Annotated in this window: 15 protein-coding genes and 1 pseudogene; 12 read left to right on the forward strand and 4 right to left on the reverse strand. The window is 63.4% G+C overall.

All coding sequences use genetic code 11. The annotated features are described in order from the left end of the window. Positions 1–31: 31 nt before the first annotated feature. Positions 32–301 (reverse strand): annotated as a pseudogene (locus tag IVB27_RS23520) (winged helix-turn-helix domain-containing protein); the annotation flags it as partial. 202 nt (positions 302–503) lie between these two features. Next, positions 504–1,397 carry an SDR family NAD(P)-dependent oxidoreductase gene (locus IVB27_RS23525; RefSeq protein ID WP_247445590.1) on the reverse strand — a complete coding sequence of 298 codons (894 nt, stop codon included), beginning with the start codon at positions 1,395–1,397 and terminating at the stop codon, positions 504–506. A 358-nt stretch (positions 1,398–1,755) separates the two neighbouring features. Here IVB27_RS23525 and IVB27_RS23530 point away from each other — a divergent pair, with 358 nt between their 5' ends. From IVB27_RS23530 to cydB, 11 genes are all read left to right on the forward strand, one after another. Continuing rightward, positions 1,756–2,811 (forward strand): catalase family peroxidase, encoded by a 1,056-nt coding sequence (locus IVB27_RS23530; protein ID WP_247445591.1) that lies wholly within the window; start codon positions 1,756–1,758, stop codon positions 2,809–2,811. Continuing rightward, a complete protein-coding gene (locus tag IVB27_RS23535) occupies positions 2,808–3,371 on the forward strand; it encodes a cytochrome b (RefSeq protein ID WP_247445592.1) in 564 nt (187 codons plus the stop codon). The genes IVB27_RS23530 and IVB27_RS23535 overlap by 4 nt, the downstream gene beginning before the upstream one ends. Before the next feature lie 64 nt (positions 3,372–3,435). Next, positions 3,436–3,936, forward strand: coding sequence for a Dps family protein (locus tag IVB27_RS23540; protein WP_247445593.1), 501 nt, complete (start codon positions 3,436–3,438; stop codon positions 3,934–3,936). A gap of 250 nt (positions 3,937–4,186) precedes the next feature. Next, positions 4,187–4,786, forward strand: a complete 600-nt coding sequence (locus IVB27_RS23545; RefSeq protein ID WP_247445594.1) for an HdeD family acid-resistance protein — start codon at positions 4,187–4,189, stop codon at positions 4,784–4,786. A 3-nt stretch (positions 4,787–4,789) separates the two neighbouring features. Next, complete coding sequence (fdhD, locus tag IVB27_RS23550; RefSeq protein ID WP_247445595.1) at positions 4,790–5,626, forward strand: formate dehydrogenase accessory sulfurtransferase FdhD; 837 nt, start codon at positions 4,790–4,792, stop codon at positions 5,624–5,626. Between the two features lie 91 nt (positions 5,627–5,717). Further along, the gene (locus tag IVB27_RS23555) at positions 5,718–6,314 is read left to right on the forward strand and encodes a YoaK family protein (RefSeq protein WP_247445596.1); all 597 of its coding nucleotides are present in this window, start codon (positions 5,718–5,720) and stop codon (positions 6,312–6,314) included. 179 nt (positions 6,315–6,493) lie between these two features. Next, positions 6,494–7,930, forward strand: a complete 1,437-nt coding sequence (gene fumC / locus IVB27_RS23560) for a class II fumarate hydratase (protein ID WP_247445597.1) — start codon at positions 6,494–6,496, stop codon at positions 7,928–7,930. A 73-nt stretch (positions 7,931–8,003) separates the two neighbouring features. Beyond that, on the forward strand, positions 8,004–8,408 hold the full coding sequence (locus IVB27_RS23565) for a cupin domain-containing protein (protein ID WP_247445598.1): 405 nt from the start codon (positions 8,004–8,006) through the stop codon (positions 8,406–8,408). A 42-nt stretch (positions 8,409–8,450) separates the two neighbouring features. After that, entirely contained in the window at positions 8,451–9,989 is a 1,539-nt protein-coding gene (gene mqo / locus IVB27_RS23570) for a malate dehydrogenase (quinone) (RefSeq protein ID WP_247445599.1), read from the forward strand. A 19-nt stretch (positions 9,990–10,008) separates the two neighbouring features. Next, entirely contained in the window at positions 10,009–11,418 is a 1,410-nt protein-coding gene (locus IVB27_RS23575) for a cytochrome ubiquinol oxidase subunit I (protein WP_247445600.1), read from the forward strand. Positions 11,419–11,420: 2 nt separating this feature from the next. Continuing rightward, positions 11,421–12,407 (forward strand): cytochrome d ubiquinol oxidase subunit II, encoded by a 987-nt coding sequence (gene cydB, locus IVB27_RS23580; RefSeq protein WP_247445601.1) that lies wholly within the window; start codon positions 11,421–11,423, stop codon positions 12,405–12,407. A gap of 99 nt (positions 12,408–12,506) precedes the next feature. On the opposite strand, the gene IVB27_RS23585 is transcribed toward cydB, so the two are convergent. After that, entirely contained in the window at positions 12,507–13,754 is a 1,248-nt protein-coding gene (locus IVB27_RS23585; RefSeq protein WP_247445602.1) for an oxalate decarboxylase family bicupin, read from the reverse strand. Positions 13,755–14,002: 248 nt separating this feature from the next. Here IVB27_RS23585 and IVB27_RS23590 point away from each other — a divergent pair, with 248 nt between their 5' ends. After that, the gene (locus IVB27_RS23590) at positions 14,003–16,294 is read left to right on the forward strand and encodes an FdhF/YdeP family oxidoreductase (RefSeq protein WP_247445603.1); all 2,292 of its coding nucleotides are present in this window, start codon (positions 14,003–14,005) and stop codon (positions 16,292–16,294) included. Positions 16,295–16,317: 23 nt separating this feature from the next. Here IVB27_RS23590 and IVB27_RS23595 read toward each other — a convergent pair whose 3' ends face one another. Beyond that, complete coding sequence (locus IVB27_RS23595; RefSeq protein WP_247445604.1) at positions 16,318–17,814, reverse strand: sensor histidine kinase; 1,497 nt, start codon at positions 17,812–17,814, stop codon at positions 16,318–16,320. Between the last annotated feature and the right edge of the window lie 67 nt (positions 17,815–17,881).

Raw genomic sequence — 17,881 nt, forward strand, 5'->3', positions numbered from 1 at the left:
TCAGATATCTGACGCCGTCGTTGCCGTCTCCGAGTGCCTTGCGGAGTGCGGCGACATGGACACGCAGGATGTTTTCCTCGACTTCAGTGCCCGGCCACGCCTTGGCGATCAGATCCGTCTTGCTGACGACGTTGCCGGCCTGCCGCACCAGGGCGAGCAGGATGTCGAATGCGCGACCCGACAGTTGCAGCGGGTCTCCGTCTCTTTCAATCAGCCGCTGCGATGGGTCGAGGCGAAACGGCCCGAAGACGAAGATCTCCCGGGAGGCTTCGTCCTGGGCGCAGCGGTCAGCGGGGGTCATCACGTTGTTGCTTTGCCAGCGGGGGCCATTTGGGGATTTCAACCCGGCGCACGACTCGTCACGTTCTATGACTTGGAAGCACACCAAGACGTGTGAACGTAGTGGCCCGCGAAAGGTAACATCCGGCAGTTTCAGGGTAAAGGATCAGAGCCTATCACTTTCGTCTGGGGCTCGAAGTCAATCCTGAATCTTTCGGAACGTCCTATCCGATGAATGTCGGCTTGAGAATGTCTTCCAGTCCGATGCGGCGGAGCAGTTCCGCGCGGGCGCTGTCGGCGATGGCGTCGACGGTTGCGGCTCCGTCGTCGTCCGGACCGAAATGAGCGCGTAGCGGACGCTGTCCGAATGGCATGTCGACGACATCGGCTATGGCGGTCGCGACGTCTTGGGGAGTTCGATCCTTCGCCGAGAGCTGCGCAAGCGCCGATAACGCGACCTCGCTCAAATCGGCCGTCGGACCATCCGCGTATTCCTCGGCCCGAACGGTGTCCAGCGGCCTGCCGGAGCGAATGTAGTGGCCGGGTTCGAGCGCGCTGGGGACGACGATGGTCGTCTCGACGCCCCAACGCGCGAGCTCGCCGGCATAACCGAGCGCCAGCGCGTCAAGGGCGGCCTTTGACGAAGCATAGGCGCCGAGGAAAGGAACCGAGCCGCCACGCGCGCTGCTCGACGAGACCCATATCAGCAGGCCTTGGCCCTGCTTGCGCAACTGTGGCAATGCGGCCCGATTGAGCCGTTGCGCATTCAGCACGTTGGTGTCGTAGAGCTCGGCAAGCTGGTCCGGTGTAAAGGCCTCCACCGGTCCGTAGAGGACCTGGCGGGCGTTGTGCACGATCACATCGAGGCGGTTGTTCTCGGCGACGATGGCATCGATGGCCGAGTTTACGGAGGCTTCCGAAGAGAAGTCGAACGCGATGGTTCGGAGATCCCCGCCGTGCTTGCCGGCCTCGGCTTCCGGCCCCGCGACGCCGTGCTCATCGTGGCCATCCGTTTCCCGCATTGAAACGTAGACCGTGTGGCCGGCCTGGGCCAATTTCTTGCAGGTGCTTCGTCCGATGCTGTTCGCAGCTCCCGTGACGATGATCACTTTGCGCATTCGAACCCCATTTGCATTCCACCTCCCGCAAAGACGCCAGCGCCGTCGCGACAGGTCGTCGTTCGGCAATCGACCGCTGGCCTTGCGCGAAGAGCCTCAGAAATACGGCCGGGCGCAAGACGGGTCTTTCGAGCCCGGCGGCTAATTTTCAGATCGCACGAAATATTTCGAAAAAGCCCGAAGGCGGGACAGGACGAGCCTCCCGCTGGCCGGACAACCCTGAACGTGCCTTCGCGAAATTCGCGTTGGGTTTCAGAAGATCGCGGCCGCGGCGGCCGGCTACAAGGAACCCGAGCCGCTCGATAGAACGGACCGTGTGAGCGGTCTGCGGTAGCTCGCGCATTGCAAGGAGAAGCGGATGAATCAGTCGGGCAACCTGCCGCGTTCGGGACTCGGATCGCTCGTGTTGATCGCGGCCGTCCTCGGGGGCGGCGCTGCCGCGTTCGCCTACACCGCAGGCTGGCTCTCACCCGGGCGCTTGACGCCGGAGCGGATGATCGCGGCGCTGACGCCCCCGAGCGGCGCGCCGCTCGGGCACCGGCGAAATCATGCGAAGGGGATCTGCTTCACCGGCATCTTCGAGGCGAACGGAGACGGTGTGGAGCTCTCGCGGGCCAGGGTCTTTGAACGGGGCACCTATCCGGCTCTGGGGCGCTTCAATCTCGGCACCACCGATCCGAACGCCGTGGATGCAACTGTCCGCGTGCGCGGTTTGGGATTGCAGATTGCAGCGGCGGACGGCGAAGAGTGGCGGATGGCGATGATCAATCCGCCGTTCTTTGCCGTGTCCACGCCGCAGGCCTTTCACGACCTGCTGATTGCATCCGGCAAGAAGGATCCGGAGGCGATGAAGAGTTTCATCCAGGCAAATCCGGAATTCGCCGCCTTCGCGGCCTGGGCCAAGACGGCGCCCTGGACCGGCAGTTATGCGGAAGAGCCTTACCACGGGCTCGACAGCTTCATCTTCACGGACGCGAAGGGCGGCGAGCATGCAGTTCGGTGGTCGCTGCTGCCGACGGCACAGATCGTTCCGGTCTCACAAGCTGAGCTGGAAACGCACGGTCCGGATTTTCTCGAGCGGGAGATAACAGAGCGGGTCCGGACCGTCGGCGCGCAACGCTGGACCATGGTCACGACGGTCGCCGATCCCGGCGATCCGACCGCGGACCCGAGCAAGGCCTGGCCGGAGAACCGCCGCACGGTGAAGGTCGGAACGCTCATCGCGCAGCGGATCGAGCCGGAGCAGGATGGGCCTTGCCGCGACATCAACTTCGACCCGACCGTGCTGCCGCGGGGAATCCGGGTGTCGGACGATCCTTTCCCGGCTGCGCGCTCGTCGGTCTACCGCAAGTCCTACGATTTACGCGCGGCCGAAGCCCGCGACTATCCGCGAACTGAGACCACCAAGCCATGAGCATTGCTCCTCATCGTTTCGCCCTGATTCAGAGGCTCCTGCACTGGCTGATGGCGGCCTGTATCATTGCCATGTCCTTCATCGGCGTCGGCATGGTGTCCACGGTGACGCCGACATATCTGCCGCTGATCGTGATCCACAAGACGCTCGGCCTCACGCTTCTGGTTCTCGTCGTGATCAGGCTGGCTCTGCGGCGCCATTACGGCGCGCCGCAGTTACCGGCTGATCTTCCGCCGGCGATAAAGCTGGGAGCGAGATTGTCGCATCTGCTCCTCTATGGCTTCATGATCATTATGCCGTTGCTGGGCATCGGCATGCTTTGGACCGCGGCCTATCCGGTCGTCCTGTACGGCGGAGTCCGAATTCCGGCGTTGCTGCCGCAGAGCGACCCCGTGCACACGCTGCTGTGGCAGGCCCACGTCTATCTGGGCTTAGCGTTCTTTGCCCTTGTGCTGCTGCATCTGGCGGCCGGGCTGTTCCACGCATTGATCCGCCGCGACGGCGTGTTCGGTGCGATCGCACTCTTTCCACTTCGGAACAGGACGACGCCGGCAGAATGAGGGCTTCGCGCGGCGGCGAAACGCGTGGCTAAAAGTCTTTCAACCTCCAGCAAGGATGACGGCAATGACCAAGGCAGACCTCCAAAGCCCGACGGATCTCGGGGCCAATGCGAACCGTGACGTTCCAGCCGCGCTGAGAGCGCTGCTGGCGGATGTCTTCGCTCTGTACATGAAGACCAAGAACTTTCACTGGCACGTGTCGGGCAGGCATTTCCGCGACTATCATCTGCTGCTCGACGAGCAGGCCGAGCAGATCTTTGCCATGACCGACGATATTGCCGAGCGGGGCCGCAAGATCGGTGGAACGACGTTGCGCTCGATCGGCCAGATCGCGCGCGAGCAGCGCATTCTCGACAACGACGCCGATTACGTCGATCCGCAGGACATGCTGGCCGAGCTGCGGAGCGACAACCAACAGTTGACACGGGAAATGCGCCGGGTCCACGAGCTCTGCGACGAATACGGCGACGTCGCGACTGCAAGCCTGCTGGAAAACTGGATCGACGAGACGGAGCGGCGGATCTGGTTCCTGTACGAGACCGGCCGAGGCGGGCCGAACTCGTAAGCACTGGGTATATCATGCGGCCGGAAAGCGCCGGCCGATCGTTGCGGCGGCGCGGAAGCGAGGGAGACCCTCGCTTCCGCGTGTTGGTGGTTGATTGTCTTCGAATTGATCGAACAGGCGGGCGCGCCGGGCCAGCATCGTGCGGATGAAACAATGTCGCTGCATCCGCGAAAGATGACTGGACGCAGATATCTATACGCTTGACCGCATTTATGACCGGCAGGCCTGTCATACGTACAAGGATCACGCCATGACGGATATGTCGAACTCGAAGGTGTCGCTCGGAAGGGCCATTCACGCAATCGCCGGAAAGTGGGGCTGGTTCGTTGCGCTGGGGGGCGGTGAACTGATCCTTGGCGGCATTGCGTCGGCCAATCTGATGGCGGCGAGCCTCGCCTCCGTGCTCGTCATTGGCGCCACGATGGCAGTCGCCGGGATCTCCCAGATCGTACATGCCTTTTCGGTGCACGGCCTGCGTGGCTTCCTGTGCTGGCTGCTCGCCGGAATCGTCTATGCCGCTGCCGGAGCCGTCATCCTCTACGATCCGCCGCTGGCCTCGGTCTCGCTGTCGCTCGTAATGTGCGCTTTCCTGGTCGCTGCCGGGGTGACGCGGATCTGGGCAGGCTTCCATATACGGCCGGCTGCAGGCTGGCGCTGGATCGTGGCTGCCGGCGTTGTGACGTTCTGCGTCGGCGTGATACTGGTTGCGGTCTGGCCTGCCATTGGCCTCTGGCTGCTCGGTGCGATGCTGGTCGTCGATCTGGTCTTCCAAGGTTGGGCTTTCATTGCATTCGGGCTCGCGCTCCGGAGCCGGGCCTCGCGGCATTCGGCCGAGCCGGCGACGGTGTGAGCCATGATGACAGGTTCGACATTCACGCGGCACCGGGAGATCGCCTGGCGCGGCGGCCGCACGACATCGACGTCGCGATTGGTGGCCGAGGAGAGCGCCATCGCGCTCACCTATAACGGATCGACCCATGCCGTGATGATGGGGACGCCGGCCGATCTGGAGGACTTTGGTGTCGGCTTCAGCCTCACCGAGGCCATCGTCGATCGTGCGAGCCAGATCAGGAGCATCGAGCTGATCTCGAACGAGCTCGGCATGGAAGTGCGGATGTGGCTCGATGGCGACCGCGCGGCGGCCCTGGCCGCTCGCCGGCGCGCCATCAGCGGGCCGGTCGGGTGCGGGTTATGCGGCATCGAAAGCCTCGAACAGGCGCGTCGCACTCCGTCGCGGGTCGGGGGTCCGGGCATTGCCTTTCACGCGCGGGACCTGCTGAATGCCATGCAGGCGCTGTCTCCTCTCCAGACGTTGAATCAACAGACGAGGTCCGTTCACGCAGCAGCCTTCTGGCATCCGGGCACCGGCATTACCTTGGTCAGGGAGGATGTCGGCCGGCACAACGCGCTCGACAAGCTCGCCGGTGCAATGGTCCGCGACGGCAACTCGGCCCGCGACGGCGCCGTGCTGCTGACGAGCCGCGTTTCAGTGGAAATGGTGCAGAAGGCCGCGATGATGGGCGTGCCAGTCGTTGTCGCCGTTTCCGCGCCGACCGCGCTCGCCATCCAGACCGCGAACGAGGCGGGGATCACGCTTCTCGCCGTCGCCCGTGATGACGGATACGGCGTCTTCACGCATCCGCGCCGCGTTCTGCTGCCTGACGAGGCCGTGCCGCGCGCCGGCCGCTGATATCCGCCGACCGGCGAACATGGTGATGCAAGCCGTAACAACGGAGCCTTTGGCCGGGACACGCGTCGAGATTCACGCTCCGGAACGATCGTTGCTGGTTGCCTCTCTGCTCTGCATGTCGGGAGGCTTCCTCGACGCTTTTACGTGGCTCTCGCTCGGCGTCTTCGCGAATTCGCAGACCGGCAATGTCGTCTTCCTCGGAGTCTTTGCCCAGTCCGGACAATGGCAGCGCGCGCTCCATCATCTCCTTCCGCTGGCTGCCTTCATCCTGGGAGCGCTGGTGGCGGCCCGCAGCCGGGCGGCGCGACGCTGCCTCGTCGGAGAGATCGTCTGCCTGGCGGCGGCGATGCTGATGCTTCATCGCCTTCCTGATGAGATCGTGATCCTTATCATCTCCTTTGGCGTCGCGCTGCAATCGGCGAGTTTTAGAGAGGTCGGCCGCTGGAAGTATCTCTCGGTGACCGTTACTGGGAACATGCTCCGCGCCATCGATCAATTCGTTGCGGCGTCCGATCGCGATGCGGAGCGCGGCGCCGGAACCATGCTTGCGCTCTGCCTGATGTTCCTGCTCGGGGCCGCCGTCGGTGGTTGCATAACGAAATGGCTGGGAACATGGAGCCTCGCTCTGCCGATCGCGTCGTCGGCATGGGTTCTCTGGCTGTGCCGGTATCCAAGCCATCCGCACTGAAGCCTTGCCAACATTTCTAGCCTTCATTCGCAGGGCTCGCTTGCTGCAGGCCGAGGCGCCCACCATGCCATTCGGCAAAAGCACGTTCGTTCGCGGAAGCGTGCTCACCGTGCCGTTCGTACACTTTCGATCAGTACCGCCAAGGTACTTTCCGACATCAACTGCCACGAGAGGCAAGGATGAACGACCTCCGCAAAGAGACAGACAGCCTGGGTGAAGTGAACGTTCCCGCGAACAAGCTCTGGGGTGCGCAGACGCAGCGCTCGCTGGAGCATTTCAGCATCGGCCGGGACCTGATGCCGCGGGAAATGATCCAGTCCTACGCGATCCTGAAGAAGGCGGCGGCGAACGCGAATTATGCCGGCGGTCGTCTCGACGGCAAGATCCACAAGCTGATCGTCCACGTCTGCGACGAGATTCTCGCGGGCCAGCATCACGACATGTTTCCCCTTCACGTCTGGATGACGGGCAGCGGAACGCAGTTCAACATGAACGTGAACGAGGTGATCTCGAATCGATGCTGCCAGCTCGCGGGCACCGCGCTCGGCAGCAAGCTGCCGGTTCATCCGAACGACCACGTCAACATGTCGCAATCGTCGAACGACAGCTTTCCTTCGGCCATGTACATCGCGGCCGCGCTGAACGTGACGGAGCGCCTCGTTCCCTCAGTCGAGGCTCTGCATGACGCGATCGCGGCAAAGTCGAGCCAGTGGGACGACATTGTCAAGATCGGCCGAACCCACATGCAGGACGCCACTCCGCTGACGCTCGGTCAGGAGTGGTCCGGCTACGCCGTCATGCTCGCTGACAATCTGGCGCGTATCGACGACACGCTCAAGGGTGTCTACCGTCTCGCGCTGGGTGGCACGGCCGTTGGCACCGGGATCAACGCCGCGCCGGGCTTTGCAGAGGCCGTCGCCGCCGAGATCGCGCGCTTGACGGGCCTGCCCTTCGTCAGTGCGCCGAACAAGTTCGCAGTGCAGGGCGCGCACGACGCGCTGGTGCAGCTTTCCGGCACGCTGCGCACGCTCGCCGGCTCGCTCTACAAGATCGCAAACGACATCCGCCTGTTGTCCTGCGGTCCGCGCGCAGGCTTTGCCGAACTGAGGATACCCGAGAACGAGCCCGGCTCGTCGATCATGCCGGGCAAGGTCAATCCGACGCAGGCTGAGGCGCTGACCATGATCGCCGTGCAGGTGATGGCGAACGACGTCGCCGTCGGGTTCGGCGGTGCCGGAGGCTTTTTGCAGATGAACGTCTACAAGCCGCTGATCATCCACAACATCGCGCAGTCCATCACCATTCTCACCGACGGCTGCACGAATTTCCGCACCTTCCTCGTCGAAGGTACCGAGCCGAACCGCAAGAAGATCCAGGAGTATGTCGAGAGGTCGCTGATGCTCGTGACGGCACTGGCTCCGGTGATCGGCTACGACAAGGCGTCGCGGATCGCGCATTACGCGATGGACAACGATCTCACGCTGAAGTCGGCGGCGCTGAAGCTCGGCTTCGTGGCCGAGCCGGAGTTCGACCGCATCGTGGATCCCGCCAAGATGGTTAAGCCCTACGTTGCCGAGATCAAGGTGCCGCTGGCGATCGGCGCGAAAGCCGTTTGAAGGGAGCAAGAGCCATGATCCGGCGCGCACAATCTCGCTCGGGCAAAGCAGCAACAATGCAAGGAGAGACACAATGATCCGCTGTGTGCGTCTATGGACCGGCAAGGATAACAACTCGCATTTCGAGGACGGCTTTCTCGAGCTGGAGCCGGGCCAGCGTGGCGACTTCCTGACCGGCAAGATCGATGCCGTCAGCATCTCCTTCCAGGAGACGGAATCAGGCGGGGCCTTCGCCTGGCACACTGCGCCGATCCGGCAGCTCGTGATCACGCTGAGCGGTACACTCGATTTCCAGACGCGTGACGGCCACCACTTCCTGATCCACCCTGGCAACGTCCTGCTGGCCGAAGATACCGCAGGCTCCGGGCACAGCTGGAAATTGACCGACGATTCGTCCTGGCGCCGTGCCTACGTGATCCTGCGGCCGGGAGCGGACGTGCCGTTCCGCGCCAAAGCGCGGCAATCGGCGCGGGCCTGATCGAACCATCTGGAACAGCAATAGCCAACGAAGGAAAAAGCCATGTCAACAGCTTCCGACCGCGAAACCGACGTCGTCCTCATTGGCGCCGGCATCATGAGCGCGACCCTCGGTGTCTTTCTCAAGGAGCTCGAACCCTCGCTGTCGATCCAGACGTTCGAGATCCTCGGGGATTGCGCGCGGGAAAGCTCCGACTCCTGGAACAATGCCGGTACCGGCCATGCGGCAAACTGCGAGATGAACTACACGCCGCAGCGGCCCGACGGCAGCGTCGACATCTCCAAGGCGCTCCAGGTCAACGTCGAGTTCGATCTGTCCCGACAGTTCTGGTCCTACCTGATCGGGCGGGGAGCGATCGTGGATCCCAGGTCCTTCATTCATCCGGTGCCACACATGAGTTTTGTGCACGGCGCGGAGAACGTCGCGTTTCTCCGAAAGCGGTTCAAGGCGATGTCGGCCCATCATTGCTATGAGGGCATGGAGCATACCGAGGATCCCAGTCAGATCGCCGAATGGACGCCGCTTGTGATGGACGGAAGGAGTGGCGACGAACCGGTTGCCGCAACGCGGATCACCACCGGTACCGACGTCGATTACGGCGCGCTGACGCATCTGCTGATCGGGCATCTTGTCAGTCAGCCGGGCTGCGCGGTCCACTACAACAGCTGTGTCACCGGTCTTGACCGGGAGCAGGGCGGCCGGTGGCGGATCGAGGTACGGGACACCGCGAGCGGCGAGACGCGTTCGGTTCGCGCGAAATTCGTCTTCATCGGTGCCGGCGGCGGTGCGCTGCCGCTGCTGGAGAAATCCGGTATCCCGGAAGGACGCGGCTATGGCGGTTTTCCGGTCAGTGGGATCTGGCTGCGCTGCGATGATCCGGAGATCAACAAGCGACATCATGCCAAGGTCTACGGCAAGGCCGCGGTCGGATCCCCGCCGATGTCGGTGCCGCACCTCGACACGCGCGTGATCGGCGGCAAGCACTCGTTGCTGTTCGGCCCCTATGCGGGCTTCTCGAGCAAGTTCCTCAAGCACGGCTCGTTGCTGGATCTCTTCGAGTCCATTCGTCCCGCCAACGTCAAGCCGCTGCTTTCGGTGGCGCGGGACAATTTCGATCTCACCGAATATCTGGTCGGGCAGGTGCTGCAATCCGAGGGACACCGGCTCGCGGCGCTCGACGAATATTTCCCCAAGGCCGACCCGAAGGACTGGAGGCTGCAGGTCGCGGGCCAGCGCGTTCAGATCATCAAGCCCGATGTCAAGCGCGGCGGTCTGCTCGAGTTCGGGACCGAGCTCGTCGGCGCGAACGATCATTCTCTGGTCGCCCTTCTCGGCGCCTCGCCGGGTGCCTCCACCGCCGCCTTCATCGCGATCAGCGTGCTGGAGAGGTGCTTTGCCGGCGAGCTGACGGCGAGCGCCTGGCTGCCGAAGCTCAAGCAGATCGTCCCGTCCTATGGCGTGTCGCTGATCGACGACGCGGATTTCTGCCGCCAGATTCGCGCGGCGACGGCGGAGGTCCTCAAGGTCGACAACATTCCGCAGCCGGCGGCACGCGCGCCAATGGCGGCGAATCGGGCGTGAGCGAACGGGAGACTATCCGATGGATCCGACGGCACTCCTCCTGTCGCGGCTGCAATTCGCCTTCACCATCTCGTTCCACATCATCTTTCCGGCATTCACGATCGGGCTTGCCGCCTGGCTCACCGTGCTGGAAGCGATGCACCAGTCCAGTGGCAAGCCCGTCTACCGGACCCTGTTCGAGTTCTGGCTGAAGATCTTCGGCGTGGCATTCGGCATGGGCGTCGTATCGGGCGTGGTGATGGCGTTTCAGTTCGGGACGAACTGGAGCGTGCTCTCGAAGATGTCGGGTCCGATCCAGGGCCCGCTTCTGTCCTATGAAACATTCACCGCCTTCATGCTGGAGGCGGGCTTCTTTGGCATCCTCATCTTCGGTCGTCCCCGAGTGCCGCCGTGGTTCTACCTGTTCTCGACCGCGATGGTCGCGCTCGGAACCGCGCTGTCGGCTTTCTGGATCATGGTCAACAACAGCTGGATGCAGGTGCCGACCGGCTACGTCCTGCAGAACAGCCAGTTCGTGCCTGATGACTGGGCGCAGATCATCTTCAATCGCGTGGTCTGGGTCCGATTTCCGCACATGCTGCTCGCGTCCTACCTGACCGGCGCGTTCTGCGTGGCGGCGACCGGCGCGTGGTATCTGCTGCAGCGGACCTATCGCGCCGAGGCGCATGTGATGCTGCGGATGGGCCTTGCGCTCGCGGCGGTGCTGCTGCCGGCCCAGCTCTTCATCGGGCATCTCGTCGGCGACTATGTCCACGACTACCAGCCGGCCAAGTTCGCCGCGATCGAGGCACGCTGGCATGACGAGCAGCCGGCCTCGGAGGTGCTGATCGCAATTCCCGATTCGAGCACTGAATCGAACAAATACGCGATCTCGATTCCGGTGCTCGGGAGCATCATCGGCAGCATGAGCCTGACGTCGAAGGAGGTCGGCCTGACCAGCTTCGCGCCGCAGGACCGACCGCCGGTGGCGATCCCGTTCTTCGCTTTCCGCATCATGGTCGGCTGCGGTTTCGTGATGCTGGGGCTGGCCTGGCTCGGGACCTGGCTCGGCCTCAAGCATCGGCTCGATCGGAGCCGCCTGCTGCTGTGGGGCATCTTCCTCAGCTTCCCACTGCCGTGGATCGCGATCCTCACTGGCTGGTACACCGCGGAAGTGGGGCGCCAGCCGTGGACTATCTACGGCGTATTGCGCACTGCGGACGCCGTGACGCCGTTCCTGACCGCGTCGGCTGCGATGGCTTCCCTGATCCTGTTCGTCGCGGTCTACGCCTTCATCTTCTCGTTCGGGACGTATTACATCTATCGGCTGCTGCGTGCCGGCCCGGCGGGACTCGGCGGCAAGCCACTCCACGTTCCCGTGCCCAATCGGCCGATGTCGCTCGCCGATCAGGTGCCGGCCGCGCGCAGCTATCTCGAGGCGAGAGAATAGCCATGGTGATGTACTGGGTTGCCCTTCTTGCCATCAGCATTCTGATCTATCTCCTCCTCGACGGGTTCGATCTCGGCGTCGGCATGCTGTTCGGCGTAGCCGGCAGCGAGGCGAAGCGGGATGCCACGCTGAGCACGGTCGCTCCGGTCTGGGACGGCAACGAAACCTGGCTGATCGTCACGGGCGTGATCATGTGGGGCTCGTTCCCCGTGGTCTACGCCATGGTGATGTCGGCCTTCTATATCCCTGTCGTCGTAATGCTGCTCGGATTGATCCTGCGCGGCGTGGCCTTCGAGTTTCGCGGCAAGGCGCTCCGGTCGCGCTGGGTCTGGGACGTCAGCTTCGTCGCGGGCTCGTTTGCGGCCAGCTTCATGCAGGGCGCGATGGTCGGTGCTCTCGTCGAAGGACTTCAGTTCTCCAACGGCGATTATACCGGCGGAACGTTCGGCTGGCTGACCGCCTTTTCCGCCCTGTGCGGGATCGGGCTCTGCTTCGGCTATTCGCTGCTCGGCGCCTGCTGGCTGGTGAGAAAGAGCGATGGCCCCGTTCGGGATGCCGCACGGCGCCAGATCCCGCCGCTGGCGATCGGCGTCCTGGTGTTCCTGGTCGTTGTCTTTGCTTATGCGCTTGCCGAACATCTTCCGATTCTGCAGCGCTGGACCGACCGGCCCTATCTGCTCGTGTTTCCCGCGATCGGCGCCGGCGCGGCCGCGATGCTGGCCAAGAGCATCCTCGTCCATGACGATTATTGGCCGTTCCATATGGTCGCGCTGATCTACGTGGCGGCTTTCGCCACGCTCGCTCTGTCGTTCTGGCCCTACATGATTCCGTTCGTTGTCACGATTGACGAGGCCGCGGCGCCTCATGCAAGTCTCGCCTTCATGTTCTGGGGCGCCGGCCTGTTCGTATTTCCGCTGATGCTGCTCTATGTCGCCGTCGGATATCGCGTCTTCCGCGGCAAGGCGGCGCCTGCGGTCGATCACTACTGACGGCTGCACGCTCGAAGTTGCAGCGGGCCGCCATGGACGAAAAGAAAGGCGCCGGCTTTGGCGCCTTTCTCGTTCAGGCCCCTTTGTCAGAGGTCTGGTTCAGGATTTGGGCATGACGCCGGGGCTGTTGTCCGGCCATTGGGCGACCAGCTTCTGGTCGATGTTGAAATGCTGGGCGACCAGCCTGGCGGGCGTGTGCGTCAGCCAGTTGGAAAGGGACACCTCCTCGTAGCGGGGCGCACGGAACACGCCGACGAACTGCAATTCGGTGTCGCCGACATTCTCGACATAATGGCCGAGATTGCGCCGGACATAGCCGATGTCGCCGGCCGAGAAATCCGTCGTCAGCGCGTTGGGGCCGGTGTTGAACACCGTCATCCGCGCCTTGCCCTTGATATAGTACTGCCACTCGTCGGCGTTCGGATGCCAGTGCATCTCCCGGACTGCTCCCGGTGGCATCGTCACCAACGCCGCGGCGACGGTGGTGGCCACCTTGAAGTTGCTGCTGTCGGCGACGCGGATGCTGCCGGCGGGACTCTCCTTTACCGGCGCCGAACTGCCAAGCGAATGGATGAACGGATAGGGCGGTGCTTCGGCATGCTTGGCGATTGCGGCACGATCGGCGGCGAGATCGCCGGGCACCGTGCCCTGGAAGATCCAGCGATTGTGCAGCGGGATCTTCGCGAACGCGTCAGCCGGGACGCCGAAATTCTTCGCCAACACTTCGGGCGGCGTATGGGCGAGCCAGTCCGTCACGAGCAGCGTGTTGAACTCATTGGCGTGGCCGTCGTCGAAACAGATTACGAATTCGCAGCCGTCGGGCCCCAGGCCCTGCAGCGAATGCGGCGCGCCCGGTGGGAAATACCAGAGGTCGCCGGCTTTGAGGTCGCCGACATAGGGGCGTCCTTGCGTGTCGAGCACGGTGATGCGGCAGCTGCCGTAGGTCATGATCGCCCATTCGGCCGCCTGATGCCAATGCAGCTCGCGGATGCCGCCGGCGGACAGCCGCATGTTGACGCCGGAGATCTCCTTCGAGATGGCGAAATCCTCGACGGTGACCTGCCGTGCCCAGCCGCCATTCTGGATGCGCCTCGGCGCATTGTTGAACGAGGCCCAATCCATCGGCAGGCCGCCAACATCGGTCGGCGGCGGGGTTTGCGCGGAGGGGAATTGCTTGGCCAATTCAGGATTTTGCGGACCGGGATCGGTCAGGCTTCCCGGGCTTTTGGCATTCACGGCCCCTTGCGGCGGCTCGTCCGGATTGCCGAAGGTTGCGGCCTGCGCGCTGGAACCGACCATGGCGGCGCCTGCCGCGGACATGGCCAGCAAATCACGTCGTGAGAACATGTTGGGTCGCTCCTGAAAAATGTCGAAAGCCCTCCGTAGCGACGGGGCTCTGGCCGACAAATCTAGTTTCCGGTTGCCGTTTCTGCTTCCGCGAACGGTGCTCTTTTTGCCGGAATGCATGGCTGCTGCGGCCGGCCGCCCGGGACCGAACGTGTGCAATTGCGAAATTCGGCTTCGTTTTGAAAAGACGGCTCTGCCCGCGCGATCCTTAACTGAACCGGAGAATTGCCATATCGAGAGATATCGAGATGACCACGAAATCGGTTCGGCCCTATCGTGAACCTGCCGGCGGCTGGGGCGCACTCAAGGCGCTCAGCGAGGCGCTTCTGGTGCAGCGGGCGCCGCTGAAGGGCGCAGCGACGCTGAGCCGGATGAATCAGCCGGAGGGCTTTGATTGCCCCGGCTGTGCCTGGCCCGATCCGAAGCACACCTCGTCTTTCGAATTTTGTGAGAACGGCGGCAAGGCGATCGCCTGGGAGACGACATCGAAGCGCTGCACGCCGGAATTCTTCGCCGAGCATACCGTCACGGAGCTCGCGAGCTGGAACGATTACGATCTCGAAATGGTCGGGCGGCTCACCCATCCGGTGGCTTACGACGCCGCATCCGACCGTTATCTCCCGGTGGAGTGGAGCGATGCATTCGACATGATCGGTCGCGAGCTTCGGGCCTTGCCGGATCCGAACATGGCGGAGTTCTACACGTCCGGGCGGACCTCGAACGAAGCCGCCTTCCTCTATCAGCTTTTCGTGCGCGAATACGGTACCAACAACTTCCCCGACTGCTCGAACATGTGCCACGAGGCGACCAGCGTCGGCCTGCCGTACTCGCTCGGCGTCGGCAAAGGCACCGTGCTGCTGGAGGATTTCGACAAGGCTGACTGCATCTTCATCTTCGGCCAGAATCCGGGCACCAACAGCCCGCGGATGATGACCAGCCTGCGCAATGCGGGACGCCGCGGCGCCTCCATAGTCTCGTTCAACCCGTTCCGTGAGCGGGCGCTGGAACGTTTCCAGGCACCGCAGAGCCCGGTCGAGATGATCACGCTGTCGTCGACGACGATCAGCTCAAAACTGCTCCAGGTGCGGGTCGGCGGCGACGTCGCCGTGCTCAAGGGAATCATGAAGATTCTGGTGGAAGCCGACGAGGCCGCTCGTGCGGCCGAGCAGCCCGAGATCCTGGACTGGGATTTCATTCGCGGTCACACTGTTGGCGTGGAGGCGCTGACCGACGATCTCAAGCGCACGCAATGGCCCGACATCGAACGTCAGTCCGGTCTGACCCGCGAAGACATGGAATATGCGGCCGGCGCCTATATGGGGGCCGAGCGCGCCATCCTCGTATACGGGATGGGCATCACGCAGCACTGGCGCGGAGCGAACAACGTCCAGCAGATCGCGAATCTCGCACTGTTGCGTGGCAATGTCGGGCGCGAGGGCGCCGGTGTCTGCCCGGTTCGCGGTCATTCCAACGTGCAGGGCGATCGGACCGTGGGAATCACGGAGGTTCCCAAGGCAGATTTCCTCGAGCGCCTGGAGCAACGCTTCGGCTTCAAGCCTCCGGTCGCGCCGGGTCACAACGTGGTGGCCGCGCTGGAGGCCATGATCCGCGGCGAGGTGAGGGCCTTCTTCGCGATGGGCGGTAATTTCGCCGCGGCTATTCCGGACTGGCAGGCGACCCAGGCGGCGCTTGGCAACCTCGATCTGACCGTCCACGTCTCGACCAAGCTCAACCGCAGTCACCTGATCCACGGCCGCGCCGCCCTGATCCTTCCGTGCCTTGGGCGCACCGAGATCGATGTGCAGGAATCGGGGCCGCAGTCGGTCACGGTGGAGGATTCGATGTCGATGGTGCACGCGTCCGGTGGTCGCAACAAGCCGGCGTCGGAGCATCTGCTCAGCGAAGTCGCGATCGTCGCCGGCGTCGCCAAGGCGACGCTGGGCGAGCGCACGGTGGTGGACTGGGACGGCTTCGTTGCCGATTATGACCGCATCCGTGATGCGATCGAGGCTGTGTTTCCGATCTTCCAGGGCTACAATGCCCGCATCCGCGTCCCCGGCGGTTTCCATCTCACCTCGACTGCACGCGAGCGCATTTGGGCGACGCCGTCGGGCAAGGCGAATTTCCTGGTCTTTCCGGGGTGCGGCGAGGACCCGCCGCAGAGCGATCCCGATTTCCTCTGGCTCACCACCGTACGCAGTCACGACCAGTATAACACCACGCTTTACTCGATGTCCGACCGCTATCGTGGCGTGTTCGGCCAGCGCGACGTGATCTTCCTCAACGAGTACGAGCTGAGGAAGCGCGGGCTTGCCGACGGCGACCGCGTTGACCTGGTAACCGCTTCGACAGATGGCGCCGAGCGGATCGTCCGCAATTTCCGCGTCGTAGCCTATTCCTTCCCGACCGGCTGCTGCGCCGCGTACTATCCGGAGACCAATCCGTTGGTCCCGCTCTATGCCCGCGATCCTCTCAGCTTCACGCCGTCATATAAGGGCGTCCCGATCCGCCTCGTGCGTTCGGCCGTGTCCGGGGAATAGCGGCCGGGCTGGAAACGTCGCGATCACGTATCGGCCCGGCGGTCGCAGCGGGGCGAGTCCGCAGGCGAAGCGGATATCGGCAGCGTGAACCAGAAGCGGGCGCCACCATTCGCGCCATGGCCTTCGGCACCGATCCGGCCGCCATGCGCTTCGACGATCGACCGGCAGATTGGCAATCCCATGCCCATTCCGCTCTCCTTGGTCGTGAAAAAGCTCTCAAACAGCCGGTCGACATGTTCGGCGGCGATGCCGGGACCGTTGTCTTCCAGGGAGCAGTACAGCGTGGCCGCGTCCTGTATGACCGTGCTGATGATGATCCTGCGATCGTCATATCCCGCTTGCGTCATCGCCTGCACCGCGTTGATGGCCAGATTGACGATGACCTGCTGGAGTTGGGTACGGTCACCGAGCACCTGCGGCGTGCCCGGATCAGGCCGGTGCAGGATCGTCACGCCGCGGGATTCCATCTCGTGTCGAAGGAACAGAAGCACTTCCCGAATGATCTCGTCGAACGATAGCAATGCCTGCTCGGGCGCTTTCCGCGAAGCCATCCCGTGAACGCGCGCCACGATGTTCGCGGCGCGCTGGGTATCCACAACGATGTTCTCGATTGTCTTGCGGATCTCGACGGTATCGGGCGTGGGCCTGTTCAGCCATCGCAGCCCGGCTGCGCCGTTGGTGGCGATCGCGGCCAGGGGCTGGTTGACTTCGTGGGCGATCGACGCGGTGAGTTCACCTAGCATCGAGACTCGCGCGGCATGCGCGAACTCAGCCTGTACTTGCTGGAGTTTCTGCTGGGCGCGAACACGCTGTGAGATGTCGATGGTGCCGACCAGACTGACTTCGAGATCGTTGATGGGGCCGACCCGGGCCGTTGTGAAGAGAACGTCGACGACGCGGCCGTCCCACGTGACCATCCTGGTCTCTTCCTCGAAATTCGTCTCACCGCGGTAACGGGATTCCATGGCGCGCCGGAATGTATCGGGACGATCCCTCCAGGTCTCGGCCATGGAACGTCCGACATAGTCGCCGGCGCCGCCGCCGAACATGTGGATGGCCCGTTCGTTGGCCTCCTGAAACGAGAGCGCGTCCATGCAAGTTCGGAGGAATTCGGGATGGCTGTCGAAATAGGCGCCGAGATCCTTGACGCCTTCGGCGCGCAATCTCCGGAACAGCACGACCAGCCTGCTGGCATCGAGCTGCCGGAATGCGATCGGCATGCGGCTGAACAAATGGCGGTAGCGCTGCTCGCTCCGCTCCAGCTCGACATGGGCCTTCCTCAGGGCCGTGATGTCCATGATCGCGCCGACGAGCGTCAGCGAAGCGGCCAGAAAAGCGGCGAAAGCGATCGCCGTGAAATTGTCTCCGAGCAGTGAGCAGGCGAAGGACAGCAGGGTCAAAACAAGGCTGCCCCAAGCCCACAGGAGAATGCGATCCTGTATTGTCTGGATCGGCAGCACACGGCGCCACCATCGCTGGGGCTGTACGGGGTTAGAGCCATCCAGGCGTTCGAGCGTCATGCAAACGGTTTACCGCCCCGCCGAAGAGCGGTCTTCTGCGTTTTCGTCGACGCTTTGTCAAAACGCA

Origin of the sequence: Bradyrhizobium sp. 197, from assembly GCF_023073375.1 — a bacterium.
In the GTDB taxonomy this organism is placed as follows: Bacteria; Pseudomonadota; Alphaproteobacteria; order Rhizobiales; family Xanthobacteraceae; genus Bradyrhizobium.

Bases quoted from the DNA above. Each gene is read 5' to 3' on its own strand.
- fdhD (WP_247445595.1), top strand. From the start codon at position 4,790: ATGATGACAGGTTCGACATTCACGCGGCACCGGGAGATCGCCTGGCGC.
- IVB27_RS23530 (WP_247445591.1), top strand. From the start codon at position 1,756: ATGAATCAGTCGGGCAACCTGCCGCGTTCGGGACTCGGATCGCTCGTG.
- IVB27_RS23540 (WP_247445593.1), top strand. From the start codon at position 3,436: ATGACCAAGGCAGACCTCCAAAGCCCGACGGATCTCGGGGCCAATGCG.
- cydB (WP_247445601.1), top strand. From the start codon at position 11,421: ATGGTGATGTACTGGGTTGCCCTTCTTGCCATCAGCATTCTGATCTAT.
- mqo (WP_247445599.1), top strand. From the start codon at position 8,451: ATGTCAACAGCTTCCGACCGCGAAACCGACGTCGTCCTCATTGGCGCC.
- IVB27_RS23545 (WP_247445594.1), top strand. From the start codon at position 4,187: ATGACGGATATGTCGAACTCGAAGGTGTCGCTCGGAAGGGCCATTCAC.
- fumC (WP_247445597.1), top strand. From the start codon at position 6,494: ATGAACGACCTCCGCAAAGAGACAGACAGCCTGGGTGAAGTGAACGTT.
- IVB27_RS23595 (WP_247445604.1), bottom strand. From the start codon at position 17,814: ATGACGCTCGAACGCCTGGATGGCTCTAACCCCGTACAGCCCCAGCGA.
- IVB27_RS23525 (WP_247445590.1), bottom strand. From the start codon at position 1,397: ATGCGCAAAGTGATCATCGTCACGGGAGCTGCGAACAGCATCGGACGA.
- IVB27_RS23565 (WP_247445598.1), top strand. From the start codon at position 8,004: ATGATCCGCTGTGTGCGTCTATGGACCGGCAAGGATAACAACTCGCAT.
- IVB27_RS23585 (WP_247445602.1), bottom strand. From the start codon at position 13,754: ATGTTCTCACGACGTGATTTGCTGGCCATGTCCGCGGCAGGCGCCGCC.
- IVB27_RS23535 (WP_247445592.1), top strand. From the start codon at position 2,808: ATGAGCATTGCTCCTCATCGTTTCGCCCTGATTCAGAGGCTCCTGCAC.
- IVB27_RS23590 (WP_247445603.1), top strand. From the start codon at position 14,003: ATGACCACGAAATCGGTTCGGCCCTATCGTGAACCTGCCGGCGGCTGG.
- IVB27_RS23575 (WP_247445600.1), top strand. From the start codon at position 10,009: ATGGATCCGACGGCACTCCTCCTGTCGCGGCTGCAATTCGCCTTCACC.